Annotated in this window: 23 protein-coding genes; 14 read left to right on the top strand and 9 right to left on the bottom strand. The window is 72.5% G+C overall.

Annotated elements, in window-relative coordinates:
- The first annotated feature begins 159 nt into the window (after nucleotides 1–159).
- The 9 genes from Pdca_RS34610 to Pdca_RS34570 all read left to right on the top strand — a co-directional run bounded on the left by Pdca_RS34610 (nucleotide 160) and on the right by Pdca_RS34570 (nucleotide 6,292).
- Nucleotides 160–645: a hypothetical protein gene (locus Pdca_RS34610; RefSeq protein WP_085915807.1), complete on the top strand. Its 486-nt coding sequence runs from the start codon at nucleotides 160–162 to the stop codon at nucleotides 643–645.
- Nucleotides 642–1,424 (top strand): hypothetical protein, encoded by a 783-nt coding sequence (locus Pdca_RS34605; protein WP_085915806.1) that lies wholly within the window; start codon nucleotides 642–644, stop codon nucleotides 1,422–1,424. Before Pdca_RS34610 ends, Pdca_RS34605 begins: the two co-directional genes overlap by 4 nt.
- Nucleotides 1,425–1,794: 370 nt before the next feature.
- On the top strand, nucleotides 1,795–2,832 hold the full coding sequence (locus Pdca_RS34600) for a bifunctional DNA primase/polymerase (RefSeq protein WP_232021777.1): 1,038 nt from the start codon (nucleotides 1,795–1,797) through the stop codon (nucleotides 2,830–2,832).
- Nucleotides 2,829–3,044, top strand: a complete 216-nt coding sequence (locus Pdca_RS34595) for a hypothetical protein (protein ID WP_085915804.1) — start codon at nucleotides 2,829–2,831, stop codon at nucleotides 3,042–3,044. The genes Pdca_RS34600 and Pdca_RS34595 overlap by 4 nt, the downstream gene beginning before the upstream one ends.
- Before the next feature lie 249 nt (nucleotides 3,045–3,293).
- A complete protein-coding gene (locus Pdca_RS34590; protein ID WP_232021776.1) occupies nucleotides 3,294–4,061 on the top strand; it encodes a hypothetical protein in 768 nt (255 codons plus the stop codon).
- 427 nt (nucleotides 4,062–4,488) lie between these two features.
- The gene (locus Pdca_RS34585) at nucleotides 4,489–4,731 is read left to right on the top strand and encodes a hypothetical protein (RefSeq protein ID WP_232021775.1); all 243 of its coding nucleotides are present in this window, start codon (nucleotides 4,489–4,491) and stop codon (nucleotides 4,729–4,731) included.
- A gap of 95 nt (nucleotides 4,732–4,826) precedes the next feature.
- The gene (locus tag Pdca_RS34580) at nucleotides 4,827–5,183 is read left to right on the top strand and encodes a hypothetical protein (RefSeq protein ID WP_085915802.1); all 357 of its coding nucleotides are present in this window, start codon (nucleotides 4,827–4,829) and stop codon (nucleotides 5,181–5,183) included.
- Nucleotides 5,184–5,305: 122 nt separating this feature from the next.
- A complete protein-coding gene (locus Pdca_RS34575) occupies nucleotides 5,306–5,824 on the top strand; it encodes a hypothetical protein (RefSeq protein ID WP_085915801.1) in 519 nt (172 codons plus the stop codon).
- Nucleotides 5,825–5,890: 66 nt separating this feature from the next.
- Nucleotides 5,891–6,292 (top strand): hypothetical protein, encoded by a 402-nt coding sequence (locus Pdca_RS34570; RefSeq protein ID WP_174824354.1) that lies wholly within the window; start codon nucleotides 5,891–5,893, stop codon nucleotides 6,290–6,292.
- 99 nt (nucleotides 6,293–6,391) lie between these two features.
- Here Pdca_RS34570 and Pdca_RS34565 read toward each other — a convergent pair whose 3' ends face one another.
- Nucleotides 6,392–7,066 carry a winged helix-turn-helix transcriptional regulator gene (locus tag Pdca_RS34565; protein ID WP_085915800.1) on the bottom strand — a complete coding sequence of 225 codons (675 nt, stop codon included), beginning with the start codon at nucleotides 7,064–7,066 and terminating at the stop codon, nucleotides 6,392–6,394.
- A gap of 48 nt (nucleotides 7,067–7,114) precedes the next feature.
- On the opposite strand from Pdca_RS34565, the gene Pdca_RS34560 reads away from it, so the two are divergent.
- Nucleotides 7,115–7,534: a DUF1761 domain-containing protein gene (locus tag Pdca_RS34560; protein WP_085915799.1), complete on the top strand. Its 420-nt coding sequence runs from the start codon at nucleotides 7,115–7,117 to the stop codon at nucleotides 7,532–7,534.
- Between the two features lie 25 nt (nucleotides 7,535–7,559).
- Here the strand turns inward: Pdca_RS34560 and Pdca_RS34555 are convergent, their stop codons facing one another.
- The 7 genes from Pdca_RS34555 to Pdca_RS34525 form a co-directional block, all read right to left on the bottom strand.
- On the bottom strand, nucleotides 7,560–7,808 hold the full coding sequence (locus tag Pdca_RS34555; protein ID WP_085915798.1) for a hypothetical protein: 249 nt from the start codon (nucleotides 7,806–7,808) through the stop codon (nucleotides 7,560–7,562).
- A gap of 8 nt (nucleotides 7,809–7,816) precedes the next feature.
- The gene (locus tag Pdca_RS34550; RefSeq protein WP_085915797.1) at nucleotides 7,817–10,360 is read right to left on the bottom strand and encodes a hypothetical protein; all 2,544 of its coding nucleotides are present in this window, start codon (nucleotides 10,358–10,360) and stop codon (nucleotides 7,817–7,819) included.
- Nucleotides 10,353–10,706, bottom strand: a complete 354-nt coding sequence (locus Pdca_RS34545; protein ID WP_243734809.1) for a helix-turn-helix domain-containing protein — start codon at nucleotides 10,704–10,706, stop codon at nucleotides 10,353–10,355. The genes Pdca_RS34550 and Pdca_RS34545 overlap by 8 nt, the downstream gene beginning before the upstream one ends.
- Before the next feature lie 91 nt (nucleotides 10,707–10,797).
- On the bottom strand, nucleotides 10,798–13,254 hold the full coding sequence (locus Pdca_RS34540) for a hypothetical protein (RefSeq protein ID WP_085915795.1): 2,457 nt from the start codon (nucleotides 13,252–13,254) through the stop codon (nucleotides 10,798–10,800).
- A complete protein-coding gene (locus Pdca_RS34535; protein WP_085915794.1) occupies nucleotides 13,251–13,598 on the bottom strand; it encodes a helix-turn-helix domain-containing protein in 348 nt (115 codons plus the stop codon). Before Pdca_RS34535 ends, Pdca_RS34540 begins: the two co-directional genes overlap by 4 nt.
- Nucleotides 13,595–14,638: a tyrosine-type recombinase/integrase gene (locus Pdca_RS34530; RefSeq protein ID WP_085915821.1), complete on the bottom strand. Its 1,044-nt coding sequence runs from the start codon at nucleotides 14,636–14,638 to the stop codon at nucleotides 13,595–13,597. Before Pdca_RS34530 ends, Pdca_RS34535 begins: the two co-directional genes overlap by 4 nt.
- Before the next feature lie 149 nt (nucleotides 14,639–14,787).
- On the bottom strand, nucleotides 14,788–15,933 hold the full coding sequence (locus Pdca_RS34525) for a tyrosine-type recombinase/integrase (RefSeq protein ID WP_208115291.1): 1,146 nt from the start codon (nucleotides 15,931–15,933) through the stop codon (nucleotides 14,788–14,790).
- 130 nt (nucleotides 15,934–16,063) lie between these two features.
- On the opposite strand from Pdca_RS34525, the gene Pdca_RS34520 reads away from it, so the two are divergent.
- The 4 genes from Pdca_RS34520 to Pdca_RS34505 all read left to right on the top strand — a co-directional run bounded on the left by Pdca_RS34520 (nucleotide 16,064) and on the right by Pdca_RS34505 (nucleotide 19,308).
- Nucleotides 16,064–16,639 (top strand): DNA-processing protein DprA, encoded by a 576-nt coding sequence (locus Pdca_RS34520; RefSeq protein WP_232021774.1) that lies wholly within the window; start codon nucleotides 16,064–16,066, stop codon nucleotides 16,637–16,639.
- A gap of 608 nt (nucleotides 16,640–17,247) precedes the next feature.
- Nucleotides 17,248–17,439, top strand: coding sequence for a hypothetical protein (locus Pdca_RS34515; protein ID WP_085915792.1), 192 nt, complete (start codon nucleotides 17,248–17,250; stop codon nucleotides 17,437–17,439).
- A gap of 142 nt (nucleotides 17,440–17,581) precedes the next feature.
- The gene (locus Pdca_RS34510) at nucleotides 17,582–17,902 is read left to right on the top strand and encodes a hypothetical protein (protein ID WP_085915791.1); all 321 of its coding nucleotides are present in this window, start codon (nucleotides 17,582–17,584) and stop codon (nucleotides 17,900–17,902) included.
- 512 nt (nucleotides 17,903–18,414) lie between these two features.
- Nucleotides 18,415–19,308 carry a hypothetical protein gene (locus Pdca_RS34505; RefSeq protein ID WP_085915790.1) on the top strand — a complete coding sequence of 298 codons (894 nt, stop codon included), beginning with the start codon at nucleotides 18,415–18,417 and terminating at the stop codon, nucleotides 19,306–19,308.
- A gap of 274 nt (nucleotides 19,309–19,582) precedes the next feature.
- Here Pdca_RS34505 and Pdca_RS34500 read toward each other — a convergent pair whose 3' ends face one another.
- Nucleotides 19,583–20,101: a translation initiation factor IF-2 gene (locus tag Pdca_RS34500; RefSeq protein ID WP_085915789.1), complete on the bottom strand. Its 519-nt coding sequence runs from the start codon at nucleotides 20,099–20,101 to the stop codon at nucleotides 19,583–19,585.
- Nucleotides 20,102–20,255: the final 154 nt, after the last annotated feature.

Raw genomic sequence — 20,255 nt, 5'->3', positions numbered from 1 at the left:
ATGGATACGTGGTCACCGCCGCGAACGGTGAACGCATCGGCTGCCTTGAGCGCCTACGACCTGGCCGCGGCCGGCCTGGCCACCTGCTGAACGCCGCCGACCGTGCCGCCCCGCGTGCGGGGCAACCCGTTGAGCCGTCCAATGCGAAAGGGAATTGCCATGAACCAGCAGAGCAGCACCGATCAGGTCGTGATCGCGCACCTGGCGTGGGTGTTCGGTAACGGCTGGACCGCCGGCGAGGCCGGTCCGACGATGGCGTGCATGGAAGCTGATGCGCTCGCCGCAGCCATCGCCGCAGGTGGACACATCGACGAGGCCGCGGTGTGGCTGCGTGGGCACGCGGCCGCCGACAACGAGGAGGACGACACCCACTGGGGCTTGTCCACGGCCGCGCTGCGCGACTATGCGCTGATGCTGGCCGGAGAGGGCTCGATCGTCGAGGTCCTGCGCCAGGCGCTGCACGATGCGCTGCCCGCCGACGAGTACGCGCTGCGCGAGACCTTCCCGGCCACCACGACCACGCTCGACCGGCTCGCCGCCGGCACGGTCGACCCGGCCGCCCTGGCGGTGGTGCTGGGCCGGCCGGATCCACCGGTGCGGTCCTGGAGCGCGGCCGAGGACGAGTTGACGGCGGTGGCGTCGTGAGCAGCGATCTGACTCACCTCACCGGGCTGGTCACGCAGTATGCGACCGCGCGCGCTGCGCTGGTCGCCCACCCCGAGTTCGAGGCGGGCTGCCCTCCGGATCGGCTCTACCACGCCCGCGACGACGCGGCGGTCGAGGTGGCAGAAGCGGTGACACGCCTCCTCGACGCACAGATGGCTCAGGACAGCCCGGTGTGCTTGTCCCCCGCCGCTGCTGAGGCCGTGCTGTCCGCCGGCCGACCTGCAGCCGAACCCGACGAGATGCAGGAGCACTTCCTCGACGCGAACGAGCGGATGGGCGCCGCGCTGGTGGAGATCGGCATGGCGCTCGGGCTGCCCCGTCCCGGGGTCAACGCGACGTGGGGTGTCCCGGAGATCCTGGCGAAGATCGCAGAGGGCGCGGCTGCTGATCGGGCAGGAGGCGACGCACCGGCGTCGTGGGTCGCCCGAATCACCGGCCCGTGCTGGATTGTCGACGGCAACGACGGGTGGGAGCAGCCGCATTACCCCGGTTCGTTCGCCGCCGCCCAGGCCGCCCAGCGGGCCGCCGCCGAGGACGGCACCGACCCCCGTCCCATCCGGCAGCTCGACCGGGAGTGCTGGGCCGCAGCCCGGGACGGCCACTTGGTCGAGGACGACGATCTGGGCTTGGTCCACCACTGCACCGAGGGCGACGCCCGCGCGGCTGCTGGTCCCGCAGGAGACGACACCGCCCCGACCGCCGAGCCTGTGTCGGATTCCTTCGACGTGGACCGCCTGCACCCCTTCCACCGCAACTGAGCTGCAGCAACTACCACCGCGCTGAGGGAGCGGCTACGCCGCGCTGCCTCTGGCTCGACGGTGTCGGGCCGAGGGTGCGGGCGTGCTTCTCCCGCGTCCAGGGCGCCTGTCGCGTCGCTGTCGCGACAGCCCTGGCGGGCTGCCCTGGACCCGCGAGCCTCGGCACACCCTGCGGCACGCCCCAAGGGGCAGGCGCATACGGCCTGCCCCACCGGGCGGCCCGACACCACCCCACCTTCCCCGCTGCGCAGCCCGCGGCCCTCACGAACGGAGACCAGCACTGATGACCACCCAGACCAGCACTGATATGTCCCGCACCCGGACCGGTCGGTGCGATGCTGCTCCTCGGAGTCGGGAGGGAGACCACCGCATGCCACGCCCGCGACGCCGCACACGACGGCAGGATCCGGAGGTGGTGCGGCTGCGCCGGGTCGCGCTCGACGCGGCCGCCGCCGGGCTCTTCGTGTTCCCGGTCCAGCCCGGGGGCAAGCTCCCGGCCGTGCCCCGGCACAGCGCCGAGCGCTGCCGGCGACGCGGGATCTGCGCCGAGGGGCATCAGGGATGGGAGCAGCGCGCCACCCGCGACCGTGCCCAGATCTGTCGCTGGTGGTCCGGCGACGCATCGGCTCGGTTTAACGTCGGGATCGCCTGCGGCCCGTCGGGGATCGTGGTCATCGACCTCGACACCAGCACCGAACCCCTCGCTGACTGGGGCGGGGCGACCACTGGCCGCGAGGTGCTCGATCAGCTGACCGCCCGGCACGGCCAGACGTTGCCCGACACCTACTCGACGCGCACCCCGACCGATGGGGAACATCTCTATTACCGGATGCCCGAGGGCCTGGAGCTGCGCAACACCCACGGCGGGCACGGGCACAGCCTCGGACCTCTCGTCGATACCAGGGCCGCCGGCGGGTTCGCGGTCGGGGCCGGAAGTGTCCGCCCGGAAGGGGCCTACCTGGTGGCCGAGCACGGCCGGATCGCCGAGCTGCCCGACTGGCTGGCCACCCTGCTGACCCCTCCCCCGCCGCCGGAGCCGCGCCGGGGTGAGCCCCTTGTCCTGCCGACCCGGCGGGCGAATGCCTACGTCGCCGCGATCCTCGCCGGCGAGACCGCCGCTGTCGAACAGGCGCCGAAGGGCCAGCGCCAGATCACCCTGCTCACCGCGGCCCGCACCCTGGGCCGGCTGGTCGGTGGCGGGGAACTCGACGCCGACAACGCCCACGCCCTGCTGCTCGACGCCGCCGCGGTCCACATCGGCGTCGACGAGTTCACCCAGGTCGAAGCAGAACGGACCGTCGCCCGGGGGATGGCGTACGGCGCTCGAGCTCCGAGGCGTATCGACCGCCGCCACACGCCCCCCGCCGACGAGGCCGGCGACGGTGTCGAGGGTGGGGAGGCGTCGTGACCGGGTGCTGGCACCGGGTGCGGGTGCACTGGCCCGACGGCCGCACCCACGACGACCAGGTCCGCGGCCGCACCGCCGCCGAGGCCGTCGACAACGCGACCGCCAACTGGATCACCGAGAACCCGCACGGGCGCGCGGACCGGATCGAGTACCTCCCCCACCCCGCCGAGCGCGGCGACCGCGATCCCGAGAACGGCGAGACCACCACGTAGCCGGCGGGGTGCGCCTCGAGGCCGTGGCGGGGGGGTGATCGCCGCACCCTGCACGCCCGGGAGGGCCCCGGAGGCGATGAACCGCGTGCTGACGCCATCCGGGCGGGATCACCGCGCCGGCGGGGCACCGCCGGCGGGTGGTCAGTGGTGATCCCACACCGGATGGGCCAGCGCGAACCCCCGCCCGGGCCCACCCGGTCGTGCCCAGAGCAGGTGCTGTCACCCACCGCCACGACCTGGAGGCAGCACATGACCGTTCACGACCCCACCACCGAACCCGCGCAAGACCCCGCAGCGCTGGGCGAGTTCATCCCGGACCGGGTCACCGTGCACCGGTGCCCCTGCTCGACCCGGTCTGCTGTCCTGCACCCGGCCGATCGTGCGGGCCGGATCATGGCCGATCCCGACTGGAGCGAGCACCAGAGCGTGACCTGCGGTCAGTGCGGCCGCTACGGGCGGCTCGACCCCGACGACCCGGAGAACGCGACGGTGGTGGTGCTCGGCAGGGCGCCGCTGCCCGCGGGCTGCCGCGAGTGCGGCGCCGAGCACGGCGAGCCCTGCCGGGAGCCGTTCTGCCCCGGCCAGGACGTCCTCGACCCCCACCCCGGCCTCGACCACCCGGCCGACGGCGAGCCGGCGGTGTACCAGGCGGCAGCGCTGCTCGGCGACGTTCCCTCGACGACCCGGATCTGGCGGCACTGGGCCAGCCGGCTGCTCGACCCGTCGAGCGGGCGCAGGGGCCGTGAGGCGGCGCGGTCGGCGGTAGAGGCCACCCGGGAGGCCCGGCGGCTGCGCCGCGGCCTGCGCCGCGGACCGGTGACCGTCGCTACCGCGGCCGAGGCCGACCACGGCGACGTCTGTGAGCTGCTCGAGTTCCTCGGCGGCCGCGGCGGCGTGCGGGATCAGCAGGAGGCGGTGTTCGCGCTGCGGGTGGTGCAGGGCTGGGGTGACTCGATGGCCGCGGAGCTGCTCGATGCGGCCGCGGTCTGGCGGGCCGGGGGCCGCGCCCCGTTCTGATCTGACCAGCCACCCGCATCCGGCGAGTTCGGGTCCGGGTGGGCCCCCTGGGGTGTGCTCGGTCGGTGCGACTGGACCGCCCGAAGGTCAGCACACCCGGGCCGGGGCGTAGCGCCGATGATCCGCCGCCGACCCGACCGGGTGAGACCGCCGATCGGTTCCGGTGGGCGGCCGGTGCCGGTACGCCGGGTCCCCGACCAGACGCGGCCGCGCCCCGTCGGCGTGGGCCCCACCTGACCTCCGGTGCCGGCCGTGGCCGCGTGTGCACCCGGGCGGGTGGGGCGGGTGCGTCGTGGGCACGCCGGGCGGTCTCACACCGGTCGGGCCAGCACCGGATCCCCGCCGTCCCTACCGGGACCCCGGCCCGGGCGTGCTGAGGCTGCGCCGCGTTCCAGCCGCACCGACCGAGCACACGGAGGTATCCGAGATGGCCGAGAAGTTCCGCATCGAGAACGGTTTGCTGCTCAGTGACGACCACACCCTGGTCGAGTTCGCCGACGGCTGCACCGACGGCGGGGGCATCGTCCCCGGCGCGCACGAGGCCGGTGAGGTCGTGCCGTGCCCGGACTGCGCCGGCGAGCACCGGATCACCAGCGCCCTGCTGATCCCGACCGCGCACAACATCACCATCACCGAGGCCGAGCCCGAGCAGGACGAGCCCGAAGCCTGACCACCCGCCACCGCACGGCCCGGCCCCACACCGGGGCCGGGCCGGCGGCTCCCGCGCGGTGGTGCGCGGCCCTCACGACGAACAGGAGTCCACCGATGGACATCAACCGCCCCTACACGTGGGAAGAACTCGGCCTGCTCGGCGAATCAGTCCGCGCACCGGCGATGCTCGCCCGCAGGACCGCCGAGCTCGACGCCGCCCGCGACGAGCTGGCGGCGACCCGCACCGCCCGCGACCAGGGAGGTGACCGGTCGTTGCCCGCGCTGGACGCGGTCTGCCACGCCGCGGTGGACGTGCACCGCGCCGAGCAGGCCCTCGCCGACGCCGAGCGGGACCTCGCCACGGTCGAGCAGGCCCTCGCCACGGTCGAGAAGTGGAGCGCGGCCCGGGAGCTGGACCGGGGCGAGTTGACCGAGCTTGAGGCCGCGGCCGACCTCGAGCCCGAACCCTGACCACACACGGCGACCAACCCCAGCGCGTGCCCCAGTTCCTCCACGGCCCGGCCCCACACCGGGGGCCGTGACTGCCCGCGCGCGGTGGCGCGCGGCCCTCACGACGAACAGGAGCCACTCCGATGATCGACACCAGCGCAGCCGGGTGGGACCACCTCGACGAGAAGATCGACGCCCGCATGCTCGAACTCGGCATCACCGACCGCGAGGAGACCTCGCCCGGGTCGGGCTACTACTACGGCGACATCCTGCCCGGCGAATGGTACGAGGCCAACGCCGTGCGCGACCTGGGCCTGATGCCCGACGGATCGTTCCGCGCCCCGGCCGTCGGCCGCGCCGCGGCCGCACTCGACGACGCCCAGCACGACCTGATGGCCGCCCGCGACGCCCGCGACCACCATGGCGACCGGTCGCTGCCGGTGTTGAACGCGATCTGCCACGCCAACGTGGCCGTGCACCACGCCGAGCAGGCCCTCGCCGAAGCCGAACAGCGCGAGGCCGCAGGCGAGCTGGACGACGCCGGCGGCGATCCCCGCCGCCAGCTCGCCGACGACGAACAGCACCTACACACCAGCCTCGCCCTGCGCGAGCGGGCCGCGCGCGAAGCCGCGCACGACCTCGACCTCGAGCCCGAACGCTGACCAGATCAGCGAAACCGGCTGCACGCCCCATTCCACCCATCCCCTGCAGTCCTGCGAGGTGCCCTGATGTTCACTCCCACTCGCCCGTCGATTCCCGCCCCGACCTCAGGCCCGGACCCGCTGGCCGAGCTGCGCGCGGCGCGCGCGTTCCTGATGCGGCTGGTCGACCAGCCCGCGGCCCCTGGCCTGGAGCAGTTCATCGCCCGGGCGGGGGCGCTCGCCGCGGCCGAGCAGCTGGACCGCGGCGAGGTGCCCGAGGCCCTGGCCGCGCATCTGCCCCTGGCGCGGGTGCGGGCCGCGGCCGCCGCGGCGGCTGTCGACGGTGAGGCCGCCACCCGGTGCGGGGCCCGGCTGCTGATCCCCGAGGACCCCTGGTGGCCCACCCGCGCGGGCGGGGCCGGGGCCGTCGGGTTGTGGGTGCGCGGCCACGCCGCGCTGGAGATCCTCTCCGCGGCGCCGTATGGGTGAGCGGCGGTGTAGCGATGCGCGGAGTAGAGCCCCCGGTGACCACACCAGCCGAGGGCAAGGATGCTTGCACCCGCGGCAGCCTGCGCTTCTCCGTGGTCGTCAGTCGCCGTTGGTCAGCGGAGTCACGTTCGCATGAACAGGGACGAACGCGGCTCGGAGGACGTTCGAGTCGCCCCGGAACTCTCCCGAGGCGACGGCCTGCTCGATGCTGATCGCTCCAGCCGCTAGAGCGACGACCACGTCGGGAGCGGCAGTGAATACTGAGGCCGGATCGCGATCGGGCACGAATGCACTCGGACCGTTTTCGTCGACCCTCAAAGCCATGAGGAAGCCGTCCGTCTCGATGCCGAGCTCGACGGGAGGAGAGGCGGTCGCGCCGCGGAGGAGGGCAGGCAGCGCCAGGGTCAGCCAGCGTGGCTGAAAGGCGTCGTCGCCCTGGCCGGTCGCCAGTAGCGGCGCGCCCCACCGGCCGAGCGCCTCCATCGGCTCTCGCAGTCCCGCTCCCCGCGGCGTGAGGGCGTAGACGACGCCCGCGTCCTCGAGACGTCGCTCGACGATTCCGTTCGCCTCCATGGTCTTCAGCCGCTCGGACAGGAGGTTCGTCGCGATGCCCTTGAGCGAGATCTTCAGCTCTGTGTAGCGCATCGGACCCGGCAGTAGCTCGCGCACGATGAGCAGCGTCCACCGGTCGCCGACGATGTCCAGAGAGCGCGCGAGGGCGCAGAACTGCCCGTAGGTGCGCGGACCCTTGGCCTTCTGGTTGACGTTTTCCATCACGCTTGATTATATCAAGTTCTCGTAGGGTCGAGCAGAGGAGATTCCGTGGAGCTGAGCGCCAGCTGGCTGGCCGTCGTGGCCGCGATCGTGGTCGGAATGGCGATCGCCTGGGTCTGGTATAGCGACTGGGGGCTGGCCGGTGGCGTCTGGCGGAAGCTGACCGGGGTGAGCAAGGAGGACTCTGCGAGACGTGGCAAGGGTCCGTTCGTGGTCCTGGTGGCGTCGATCGTCGTCACCGCACTGGCTCTCGCAGCCGCCAGCTCCATCGCGTCCGGCTTCTTCGGAACCGACTCCTTCTGGGTCGCCCTGGCGGTTGGACTCGTGGCGTGGCTCGGCTTCTCGCTGTCCACCCTGGTGCAGCACAACGGCTTTGAGCAGAAGCCTGGTCGACTCACTATGATCAACAGCGCCTATCAGCTCGTGCTGTTTCTGGGCATGGCGGTCCCGATCGGGTTGCTGCAGTAGCAGCGCGCGCAGTCAGACCTCCGTGCTATTCGCTGGTGCCGAAGAGGCGGTCGCTGTCGTCGCCGAGCAGGAACGCGAGGCGGTCGAGGTCAGCCTGTAGGGCATCGCGGCTGTAGGCCGCCGGATGGCCGACGAAGCGCGTCAGCGACTGGTCGAGCTGCGTGGCGTCGGGTCCGTCGAGCCAGTCGCTGATGAAGCCGAGAACCTCGAGGAGTTCGGCGGCGTCACCGGCATCGATGCGGATCGTGTCGGCGGTGCGCTCGTGGTCGGCCATAGGGCCCCTCAATCTTGGTGCGGCCCAGGGGATCTGTTCGCTGCGACCGCGGCGTATCTCGCATTGCTGGCGGACACGGCATCGGCCCACCGGCTCGCGGTGGCGACGTCCAGCCCGGTCAGGCGGGCGATGATCACTGGTGGTAGTTGCATGGCCAGGGACGCGAGTGCGGTCCGGCGCGCGTTGATGGCCGAGATCCCGAGTGTGGCGACCCGGTCGGTGAGGGTGTCGGCCGAGATGGGCTGGCCGGCGTTGGTGCCGGGGAACAGCCAATGCGTGTCTTGCGCGGTGTGGAACAGCCGTGCTGCGCCGCGGTCGTCCAGCGCGGCGGCGGCCAGTGGGTCGAGCTGGTCGGGCAGCGCCAGCGGCTCGGAGCCGAGCGTGACGTGGACCAGGCCATCGCCGCGGGTCACGTCGGTGACGGTGATCGTGGCGATGCGGTGTAGTCGGACGCCGTAGAGCAGAAGCAGCGCGGCGGCGAACCGGGTGCTCGCGGTGGCCCGGTCGGTGTCGAGGACATGGCGTAGCAGCTGCCAGCGCTTGTCCTCGCCGACGCCGGCCGCGGTGACGCTGGAGTTCCAGACGTGGGTGAGCTCGAAGCGTCTGCTGTAGCCGTTGCGGTTCGTCCAGCGCAGGAACGCCTTGACCTGGTAACGGTCCGTCGCTCCGCCGGCGCGCCAGCGGTCGAGGTCGTCCTGGGTGAGTGTGGACAACGACGTCGCGTTCTGCCGGGCCCAGAGCAGTAGGTCGATGATCAGCTGGAGTTCGCGGCGCCGGCTGGCGGCCTGGCCGTAGCTGGTTGGTGTCTCGCGGTTGCGGAGATGCCGCAGGTGTCGCCACCGTGCGAAGGACACGAATGCCCGTCGTTCGGTCGGGTCGGAGATCCGCGCGCAGGCGTGCTCGACCCAGGTCTCGAGCCGGGCGAGGTGCTCGTCGCGGGCAGGGAGGACTCCGTGTTCGACGAGCAGTGACCGGACCGCGCGGGTGGCCTGCGGCGTGTCCAGTGCGTCGAGTGCCGCGTGATCGATCGCGTCGGGTGCGGCCAGCAGGGTTCGCAGGATCGTCGTGGAGCGCTTGCGGCGGAAGACTCCCCGGACGGTGGCGGGGTCGGCGGCCAGGCAGGTGTCGCGCAGGTTGCGCAGCGGCGGGCGGGTGGCGATCAGGGTGTCGGGCAGCAGTGTGGTGATCTTGTCGTGGGCGTCGCAGCGGTCGCAGAGCCGCTCGGCGGTCAGGTAGGCGTGCCGGCCGCAGCGGCGGCAGTCTCGGAACGACACCGGGTTCTTGCTGTAGCAGGAGGTGCAGTAGGCCGCTGCGTTCCCGCGGCCGGCGACGCGGCGGGCGCGGCCGCAACCGGTGCAGGTCTCGATCACCGGTGGGGCGCAGCCGGGACACACGGCGCGACCCTCGCTCGTGCGGGAGTGCACCGTCCGGACGCGCCCGCAGTGGTGACAGGCTTCCCTCGTGACGGCGCAGGGTTCGCAGACGGCGTGCGCGGTGCCGGCGAAGCGGCAGGGCCCGGATCGCCCGCAGCGGGTGCAGGTGGCGACCAGTTCACGGCCGCGGCAGCTTCCGCAGACCGGGCCGGTCGCTGCCCGGTGGCTGATCAACCGGTGGATCCCGCAGACGATGCAGATCGCGGACTCGTCCGGGAACGTGTTCGTGCAGCGCTGGCAGTAGCGGGTCCCGTCCGGCTCGCGGCGCTCGAGGCTGGCCAACTCGCCGCAGCCGTCGCAGACCGTGCGCAAGCCGTGGCGCTGGCAGCGCCGGCAGCAGCGCCGGCCGTCGATGATCCCGGGCAGAGCTGCTTCCCGGCCGCACCGGCCGCAGCGTCGCCTCGGCAACGGCAGCCCCGCCTCGTGCAGGGCGTCGTAGAGGACCCCGAACAGCTTGTTGCCCTGTGCGGGATCGGCGAACCAGATCGCGCCGAGCTGCTCGAGCTCCAGCGCCAGCCGCGCCCGCTTGGGCGAACCGCCAACGCCGGCCACGACGGCGTCGGCGATCACGGCCTCGGGGTCGTTCTTCGAGCCGTTGGTGCCGGCGAGGTCGCCTGCCTCGGCCAGATGGCGTCGCGTCACCGCGGCGATGCGGTCGAGGGCGCTGGCCGTCGTGCGGGCCCAGCAGCCCCTGCAGTAGGGCCTGTCCAGGACCGTTGCCTTCGCCGGGGCGTGCCGGCCGCAGTCGTGGCAGGCCACCGGCTGCTGGTCGGCCCGGTCGGCCCGGGCGGCCCGGGCCGCGCAGGAATAGCAGATGCGCGAGGTTCCGTCGCGGCTCGACAGGGGGCGGGTCGCGCCGCAGTGCCCGCACTGCGGTCGCTGCAGGTACTCGGCACCGTGGTCGAGCAGCGCGCCGACGAGGCGGTCGAGCGCGCGGGGCATCGCCGAGCTCGCTGAGGTCAGCAGGTCTGGTTCCGTGCGCAGCAGCGCGAGCAGTCGCTTGGCCGGCGGGTGCTTCGGCAGGGCCGCGCCGACGACCTCGCGGATCGTTGCGAGGGCAACGGCGGGTTCTGCGGTGGAGATGATCTGGCTGATCTCCTCGAGCGTCTGCTCACGCATCGCCGCGCGGAACGATCCTGGCTCGTCGTGGCCGCAACTGCTTGTCGCGCAGGACCTGGGCGCCTGCAGCCTGCTCGTGCGACTCGTCGTCGGTCCCGGTGGCGGCCGCCGTGCCGAGCTCGACTCGGCTGATCAGCTCGTCGGCCGAGCAGTCGAAGATGTCCATCAACGCGACCAGCACGTGCATGTTCAGCCGCTCGGGCTTCTCGGCCGCGAGTCGATAGACCTGGCTGGTCGACAGGTTGATGCCCCGCTCGGCCAGCAGCGGGGCCAGCTTGGTCGTGCTGAACATCCCGTGCGCGGCCATCACCTCGCGCAGCCGCCACTGGTAGCCGATCACCTTCATCACGACTTCCCCCTCTGATCCGCGAGCGCATGGTCTACCGCCTGGCGCATCATCGCGTTCGCGAACTCGCTGCTGACCGCTAACGGCACAGTCAGATATCAGAACTGTCCGAATGCCTCTCCTGGGCCTCGTTCGTGCGGCGGCTGACGTCGGCGGCGTAGTTGGTCCAGTCGCCTGCGGAGACGTGTTGCCATTGGACGGCGACCTTGATGTGGATGCCGAGCATGCGGGCCAGGACGGCGGCGGGGATTTCGGTGGCGAGCTGGAACAGGGCGGTCGAGCGGGCCTGGCCCGGTCGGATCCCGAGTAGGCGGAGCCGTTCGCCGAGTCTGTCGGCGCTGACCGGGCGGCCGGGTTGTCCACCGGGGAACAGCCATCGTGCGGTCGAGTGGTGACCGGTGACGGCGTGGCCGTGTCGGGTGGCGGCCAGGTCCCGGACGAGGGCCGCCAGGGGTTCGGGCAGCTCAACGGGCACGGAGCCGAGGCGGAGCTCGACCGTGGCGGCGTCTGCGTCGATGTCGTCGAGGGTGAGCCGGCTGATCGTCGCGGGTCGCTGGGCGTAGAGCAGAACCAGCAGGCCGGCGACACGGTCGTCGGTGTCGAGGGTGTCGTCGTGCAGCAGGCGTTTGGCCTGGTGCCAGCGCTGTTCCTGGTCCAGTGGCCGAGCCGGACCGGTCCATCGGGTGGCCGCGAACTGCAGGTTCGGATTGATGCGTTGCGAGATCGCCCAGCGCACGAAGTGACCGACCTCGGCCCGGTGGCTGGCGTCGTCGCTGGTCAGCCAGGCCTCGAGGTCGGGTTGGCGGCAGGTGTCCAGGGTGAGCCCGCGGGGGCGTAGCCAGGCGAGCAGGTTGATGGCGCCGCGCAGCCGCTGGCGGACCATGTCGAGCTGGCCGTAGGTGGCCTCGGCGCTGCGGTTGCGTTGCCGGATCCGCCGCAGCTCGTGCCAGACCGCGTAGCGGCGCAGCACCTCGCGGTCCTGCGGGTCGGCGTCTTCGTGGAGGGTCTGGTTGACCCATCGCTGGAGCCGGGACAGCTGCTCGTCGCGGGTGGGCAGGACCGCGGTGGCCACCAGGACGCTGCGTAGGTGGTCCATCGACTTGCCGGGCGGGAGATCGTCCAGGGCGGAGTGAGTGAGCGGGCGATGGCCGGCGGCGAGATCGCGAAGTACCGATCTGACCGTGGACTGCTGCAGCCACTTCGAGATCGTGTCGGGCCGCTCGGCGGTGGCCAGGCTGTCGTGCAGGGCCTGTAGCTCGGGGCGGATCTGCCCGGTGGTGTCGGCGAGCAGCTCACCGAGCTGGCGGTGCAGCCGGCAGTGGCGGCAGAGGCCGGCGATGAGCCGTCCGCCGGTTCCGCAGCTCGGGCAGGTGGTCCAGAAGTTCGGGTCCGGGACCGCGCACCCGGCGCAGAGTGGTGCCTCGCGGGTGCCGGCGCGGATCGCATCCCAGCGCCGGCAGCGCGAGCATTGCACCCAGGCGCGGGCGCATGCGCGACACCACGGTTGCCCGGTGGTCTTGGAGATCATGCAGGGCGCGGTTCGCGCACACATACTGCAGGTCGCGGTCGTGCGCGGGATGCAGGCCGCGCAGATCGGCCCGTCCGCGACACGGGTGTTGACCCGCTGGCGGCGCCCGCAGCGGACGCACTCCTCCAGGTTGAGCGGGGCAGCGACCAGGCAGTTCGGACACAACGGGTTCCCGTGAACGTCCCGGGCCGCCGGTTCCCGGACCGTTCCGCAGCCGGAGCAGGCCACGGCGTTGGCGCGGGCGCAGCAGTTGCGGCAGATCCGCAGCCCGTCGCGTCGCTTGCTCAAGGCGATCACCCGTCGGCAGCGTGGGCAGGCCGGCGGCTGGATGCGGGTCGCGCCGGCATCACCGAGAGCGTCGATCAGCCGCAGCACCATGGGGAAGGGGGCCTTCGCCCCGTCCCCGGTGAGCAGCTCGGGCGCGTCCTCGAGGGCCCACGCCAGCTTCTGGGCGTGCGCGGGCTTGCTGACCGTGTCGGTGATCGCGGTGGTCACCGCGTCGGCGCTGAGCCCGGGATCGATCGCGGTGATGAGCCCGACCAGAACCTGGCGCGGGTCGCGGGCGTCGTGGTCGGGGCACTGGGAGCATCGTGGCCGCCCGTGTCGGTCGCGGAAGGTGACTTGTCGTTGTTCTCCGCACGCTGCGCAGGGCTGCGGGCGTGTGTAGCAGGGCGAGCAGTACCAGTCTTGGCCGCGCAGCTGCATCGCCGACAGCTCCCGCCCGCAGCTGGTGCACCACGGCGGCGAGATCCTGCTCGCCCCGGCGGCGCGGAGCGCAAGTAGGAGGTCCCCGACGACCCGAGGAGCCGGTGAGCGTCCACTGGTCATCACCGACGCGTCCCGGGCCAAGGTCGTGGCCAGGCGACGGCGCTTGGCGCGCCCACCACCGACCCGCTCGACGACACGGTGAACGTCGTCGTGGTCGAGGCAGGGGTCGATCGAGGTCACCACCGCCACGACGGTGCCGATCGGGTCGAGCAGCGCCTCTGGCGCCTCCGGTGCTCTGGGCGGGACGGTCATGAGTCGATCCGGGTAACTTGCGCACGTTTCGGCCGCAGGCCCCCGACCCCGGCAGCCCCGCCGGCCCCAGCGCCGCTACTGCCTGCTGCTCTGGTCTGCTTCGCCGGTTCGGCGGCGACGGGTTCGATCAGCTCGTCCATCGTGGTGTCGAGGATGTCGAGCAGCGCCATCAGCACTTTCAGGCTCAGTCGCTCGGGGCGCTCCACCACCAGCCGGTAGACCTGGCTCGACGACAGCCGGATGCCGCGCTCGGCGAGCGGCTCGATCAGGTCGGTGGTGGCGAACATGCCGCGCGCGGCCATGACCTGACGCAGGTGCCACCGGTAGTCGAGCTTGGTCATCATCGCCCCTCCTGGCCCGCCGGCCCGTGCCCGAGCGCGGGGGCGAGGGCTCTGCGGAGCGCGGTGTTCATGAAATCGCTGCTCACATGCGTGTAAACGGCCGTCGAGCTATCCACCTCGTGCCCGACCTGGCATTGAATAAACCGACGATCCACTCCGTCCTCGGTCAGGTGCGAGACGTAGGAATGCCGCATCGAATGGGGCACCAACGCTCTCGGCAACTTGAGAGCGTCACGGTAGGCGACGAACCGGGCGTTGATCTCCGCGGGTTTGATCCGACCCCCTCGTTCGGTCACCCATAATGCCGCATGCTCGGCACAGTCGAATCGCGGACGAATGTTCTCCACATAGTCTGCCACGGCGTCGACCGCCCATCCCATCACGGAGGCGACGTTGCGACGTCGCGGTGGCTGACCCCGCTTGGCCTTGCCGTAGCGGACGTTGAGCGTGCCGAACCGGCCGAACTCCGGTGCGGCCGGGTTCCGACCGAAGTCCACAACATCCAGTTTGGATGCCTCTGTGCGGCGCAGCCCCCACCCGTAGAGCACCTTGAACAGCGTGGCATCGCGGTAGGCGGCCAACGCGCCCTTCCGTTTGGCCCGCACCGCGCGCTCGACCTGTTCGTCGGCGTAGTCGAGGAAGCGCTGTAGTTCCTCCCGCGTGAACGGGCGCGCCTCAGGGTCGCCTTCGTAGTCGTTGAGGTGGGGAATGGTGTTCCACTCGTGCACGATCGGGACCGGGTGCGTCTGCGGCCCGAATTCCCGCCGACACGCGGCCACCCACCCATAGCGGCTGTCACACAAGTAGTCGTTGAACAAGCGCAGGCTGCACTGGTAGGTGCGGATCGTGGACGGCGCCAGGTGCTGCTCGGCCGTCAGCGACAGCGACCACTCGTCCACATGCGACGGTTCCCAGTTCCACGGGTACTCGTTGGTGAATTCGCCGAACCGGCGCATCAGTCGCTCCCGCGCCCCGACCGCATCCTCGCGCAAACCGCGGGCGGCCTGCTGCGCGCGCCAGCCGCGCAGCATCGCCTCGAACATCGCGTCCTCCGGGTGCAGCGCCACCACACCGTCGACGAGCTCCAGATGCGCCGCTCCCGCCAGATCAACCCGCCGCAACCCCGCCCCCAACGCCTTCGAACAGTGGGCGGATCATGCAGCAGACGGGACCGCTTGATCAAATCGCCAGGTCAGGCGCAGGCCTGCCAGGTACGAGGATCTCCATTGCCGAGCCATGCTGGCCAGGCGACCTGCAGATTCTCGCTCGTCTGATGCAATTCCCGAGGGTTGGTGTAGATCGCCGTCGTGGACTGATAGACGTGCCCGACCTGCTCCTGGACGAATCTCGCGTCGTAGCCGTTCTCGATCAGGTGGGTCACGTAGCTGTGGCGCAGCGCGTGCGGGGACAGCACCGGGTCCAGGCCCAGCACGTCGCGATACTGCTTGAACCGATCCGAGAGCTCCCGAGGTCGCAGGCGTGCTCCCCGTTCGGACAACCACAACGCGTTCGTCCGTGTCGAGCGCATCAGTGGCCACACGTTCTCGACGTAGTCCTCGACGGCGTCCACCGCCCAGTCGAACAGCGACACCACCGCCCGGCGCTTCGGAGCCCCGCCCCGCGACGCCTTCCCCCACCGCACCTGCAGCACGCCGTACTCCCGGAACTCGGGAGCGTGGGCGTTGCGGTAGAAGTCGGTCACGTCCAGCATCGTCGCTTCCCGTGCCCGCAGTCCCCAGGCGTAGACGACCTTGAGCAACGTCGCGTCCCGGTAGGCCGGCAACGCTCCCTTGCGGCCCGACTCCAACCGGACGTCCACCTGATCGTCGGCGTGGTCGAGCAGCCGCTGGAGCTCATCTCGGGTCAGCGGACGACGAGCCGGGTCCCCTTCGTAGGCCTGCAGGTGCCGCACGGAGTTGTACTCGTGGCAGACCTGGACCGGATGTGTGCCGAACCGCTGCTCACACTCCGACGCCCACCCGTAGTGCGGCGAGCAGAGGAACTCGCAGAAGTTGCGCACCGCCTGCTGGTACTTCCGAAGCGACGAGACCGCCAGATGCCGTACCCCGACCAGATGCGCCATCCACTCGTCGAACGAGGTGGCGCTCCACTGCCACGGCCACTCACCGCTGAACCGCTGATACGCCCGCACCGCCGCGACCAGCTGGTCCACCGAGGACTTCAGTGAGTTCCGGCCGCCGATCTGCTGCATCGTCCAGCCCTCGAGCATCGCCTCCCACACGGTCTCCTCCTCGTGGAGGAACACCACTCCTGAGGCCAGATACAGCGACGACGTCCCGTGCGCCACACCCTTCCGCACCCGCACCGCCCCAGTCATCAAACGCGCCGATCCTTCATCTGACGCGAGATCGTAGCTGTGTACGATCATGCTCCGAGCGCCACCTGCGGTCCTGAGGCAAGACGTCCGGGAACTCCGACGCCGACGTTGTGGGCCAGTCCCGCATCTGATGCAACTCAGCGGAGAAATCACGCTGGCCGGGTCCCGCGCCGCCTCCAGCTACGGCGCCCAGGTAGCCGCCGACCTCGCCGGCGAGCTCGCCGCTGCCGGCCGCACGGTCATCGCCGGTGGCGGGTTCGGCATCGAAGCCGCCGCGGTGCGCGGCGCCCTGGCCGCGCACACGCCGACGGTGGCGGTGCTGGGCTGCGGTATCGACCGGGCCTACCCGGCCGCGCACGAGAACCTGCTCGCCCGGATCGCCGAGACCGGGCTGCTGGTGTCCGCGGTGGCGCCCGGCACGACACCGGGTCGGCACCGCGCGCTGGCCCGGCACCGGCTGCTGGCCGCGCTCGGGGATGCCACCGTGGTCGTCGAGGCCGCAGCACGCTCCGGCGCGCTGCACGTCGCCGCGGCCGCGGACGGGCTCGGTCTCCCGGTCCTGGCGGTGCCCGGCCCGACGAGTTCGGTCCTGTCGGTCGGCCCGCACCGGCTGATCCGCCACGGCGCGACGCTGGTCACCAGCGCCGCCGATGTGCTCGAGGCACTCGCACCAGCCGTCGAGACCACGGCAATCGCCGGGGCCTGAACCCCGCTCACGCCGTGATCGGTCGCGTGCACAGCAGCGTCGTCGACGGGCCGGCCGGGCAGAGTACGTGCTGCAGGCCGCCTGTCGGCGCCGGGCGCGCACACCGGTGCCGGCGGGCACCGGAAGGTCACCAGCGCGGTGCCGGTCGGGTGGCGGTGGTCGCCAGCCCGGTGCCGGCGGGTGTCGAGTGGTCGCCGGTTCGGTGCCGGTGGGCACCGGGGGTGGCGGCGGTAGCGGTGCGGGCGGGGCCTCCGGTGGTCGGCACGGCTGGATCGCCCGAAGGTCAGCACACCCGTGCCGGGGCAAGCGCCGATGAGCCGCCGCCGACCCGTGCGGGTGATACCGCCCCGTGGACATCACCCGGGTACGGCGGCGGTTTCCCCGTAGCCGGCTGCGCGGCGGTGTCCGGCTCGGTCCTGTGGTCGCCCGCGCTGGCCGCTGGCCAGGAGCGGGGACCGCAACCGGCGGGCGGGGGCGGGTTCGTCGGGGCCGGGAGGCGGTCTCACCCGCACGGGCCAGCACCGGCTCCCCGACGTCCCTTCGGGACCCCGACACGGGTGTGCTGAGGCTGCGCCGCGTTCCAGCCGCACCGACCACCGGAGGCCCAGATGAGCACGGTCACCACTTCCAGCGCCCTCGAGTTCTGCCCCGTCCTGGGGCACCACGTCTACGCCGGGACTGACGTTCCGGCTCTGACCCGGCGCGAGGCCGAGATCCTCGCCGATCTCGCCGACGACGAGCTCCTCGGCGGGCTGGAGCCGGCGGAGGCCAGCTACGGCGACGAGGAGCCGGCCTTCTGACGGCAGCCCCAAGGGCCCCGCCACCGGCGGGGCCACTTGTGTGGCGCAGCGCCGCGCAGAGCGCGGCGATCGGCCCTGCCGGGCCGCGCCGCACGCCGAGGGCGCGCGGCCACCGCGCCACTCACGATCGGTGGGAGAAGCCATGATGGCATCAGCAGCGAACAGCAAGGACCCGCTCGGCGGGCTGGACCAGGCGACGCGGGTCGCGATCGGCCCGCGGCGGGTCGGGGGGATCTACCGCAACGGGTACCTGGACTGCCAGTACCGGGTCGAGGAGGTCCTGACCGGGGAGGCGGCCTGGGCGGTGATCCCGTTCTCGGAGTACGTCCTGGTCGAGGTCGACCTCACCGGGCCGCGAGCGGGGCGGTCACGGGTGCACTGCACCGCCTGGGACTCCCGCCGCGACGAGATCGTCGAGATGCCCGAACACCCCGGCGCGGAGGGCACCGAGCCGGCGCCGTAGGCGCCGCTGCCCCGCGCGGCGGTGGCTACCCGCCAGCGATGCAGACCCGGTCGGGATCGCTGGCGGGTCGGCGATGCGGGGAGCGACCCGCCGGTAGCCGTGTGGGTCCGCCATCGGGCCGGCTGGGAGGAGAGCGGCCGCGCCGGGCGCGGCCATCGGCCCTACCGGGCCGCGCGCCAGACCCAGGGCGCATCTCGGCCGGCGCGGGCGACCCGCGGCGGAGTGGGGCCGCTCAAGGCCGCGGCGGGCCGAGAACCCCGATGGACCCGCCTGGCGGCGGGGCGGATGGGCCTGTCGGCCCTAAAGCTAAGCACGGCCTCACTCAACATCAAGGGCGCTCCGCTGGCGCTCCGCGTCGCCTTCGGCGACAGCCCTTCGGGCTGCCCTTGACGTCGAGCCTCGGAGGCCGTGCAACCGCCGCGAAGCGGCAGCGGGGCAGGCGCCCGCTACCCATCACGGGCCGACAAGCCCACCCGCTACCGAGCACCGGCCAGCGAAGGAGTGCAGTCACGATGAACACCCAGACCGCCGAGACCACAAAGCTCGACGCTGCCGAGGAGATGGGCCAGGTGGCCGAGCTGATCGAGCGGGGCGCGACGCGCGAGGCGCGACGCCGTACCGCGCGGCTCGCCGACGCGGCGGACGTGATGACCCGCGCGCTGCTGGGCGAGATCCTGACCGCCCTGGAGAAGCACCCGGCGGTAGCGGTTCCGCGGCTTCGGCACCTGTGGAAGGTCACCGACGAGGACGGCCGCGCTCTGGTGGAGGCGTGCGCCCCGCACGCCGAGCGCCGCGCCGAGGCCGCCAAGCAGGCCGAGCGGATGGCCCAGTCGACCCGCGCGGAGCGACGCGAGTACGCCCGCCGTCGCCCGGGCGCCGTGGTCACCAGCCAGGGGACCCCGCAGCAGCAGCGCAGCCAGCGCGCCACCGACAACGACACCGCCACGCGCCGCTACTTTGCCGAGCGCGACGACCACGCGACCGCGGACGTTCGGGACGCGAGCCGCCACGGCGCGGAGCCGGAGGGGCGTCCGTGCACGGCGTGCGTCAGGGACCGGGCGACGCGCGAGGACGGGGTGTGCGACGACTGCCGCCGCGCGGTCGCCCCGATGCGCGGCCTGCCCTGCGTGGCCGCCGCATGCGGGGTCGAGCGGTCGACCCGCGACCAGCAGCGCAGCCACGACGACGGGTTGTGCGAGGACTGCCGGGACAGCGGTACCGCCGGGGTGGCGATCCTGCCCGCGACCGCGACCCGCGCCGAGGTGCTGATTGCCCGCTGCGAGTACATCGCCGCCACGTCCGCCACCGCCGACGAGCGGAACGCGCGGCTCAACCGTGACTGGCGCTGCCTGCTCACCGGTGACCGGTTCACCGTGTCCGACTGGCACGCCCGCCAGCCCGCCTGACCCACTCAGCACCCGAAGGGGCCCCGCCACCGGCGGGGCCCCTTCTCTGTGTGCCCACCGCACCTGACCCGAGCCCGGCACGCCGGCCGAGCAGGCCACCAGCCCCCGCCCGTGCGGCCGGCGCGTGCACCGGTGCGGATGTCCGCCGGCCGGGCCGGCGCGGGAGGCGCTCAAGGACCGCGCCGGGCCGAGCGTTCGGCGGACCCGCCTTGCGGCGGCACAGTCCTTCCGCGCGGCCACCCCGGTGGCCGACACGAGTGCCGCGGCCACCGGGTCAGGCACTCGCCTGCTCTGCCGGATCCGTCGGAGTGGCCGCCGCGGCTTCGATCGTCGAAGCGGCCGGATCGGTGGCGGCCGCCGCCTGCGGCGTGGCGGCCGCCGGCGGCGGCGTGGCCGCCGGGGCGGCAGGCCCGGCCGGGGGCCGCGCCTGCCGCAGCAGAGTTCGGACGCGCTTGACGGCGAGCCCGAACATCGTGGCCAAGTCGTCGGCCTTACGGCCGGCGCCGTGGAGCTCGGCGAGGATCTCGCGCTGCCGCTGCTCGATCTCGCCGAGCCGGGTGTCGGCGTCGTCGCGCACGCGCTGCGCCTGTACCTCGAGGTCGGCGAGCGCCCGGTCGCGCTCCGCGGCGACCTGGACGGCGTCGGCGTCCGCGCGGGCGTAGCGCTCGAACGCCTCGTCCTCGCGCCGGCGGCGCTCGGCCTCCTCGACGTCGAGCCGATCCCGGGCCGCCGCCAGCTCGGCCACCCGATCCCGGATCTGCCGGTCGTTCTTGGTCCTGCTCTTCCCCGCCACCGTGAGCCACCCCCGAGATTGTCCGGTCGGTGCCTCCCGGCCCGACTGTTCGGCACCCACGCTATGGCCTGGCGCCGCCCCTGTCAGGTCACCAGATGGTGACCCTCACCGGCTGCCCAGCGCCACCACACAGTGGCGCCCGGAGCTCACTCTC

The sequence above is a fragment of the Pseudonocardia autotrophica genome (assembly GCF_003945385.1).
In the GTDB taxonomy this organism is placed as follows: domain Bacteria; phylum Actinomycetota; class Actinomycetes; order Mycobacteriales; family Pseudonocardiaceae; genus Pseudonocardia; species Pseudonocardia autotrophica.
This window is presented reverse-complemented; position numbering and strand designations above follow the sequence as displayed.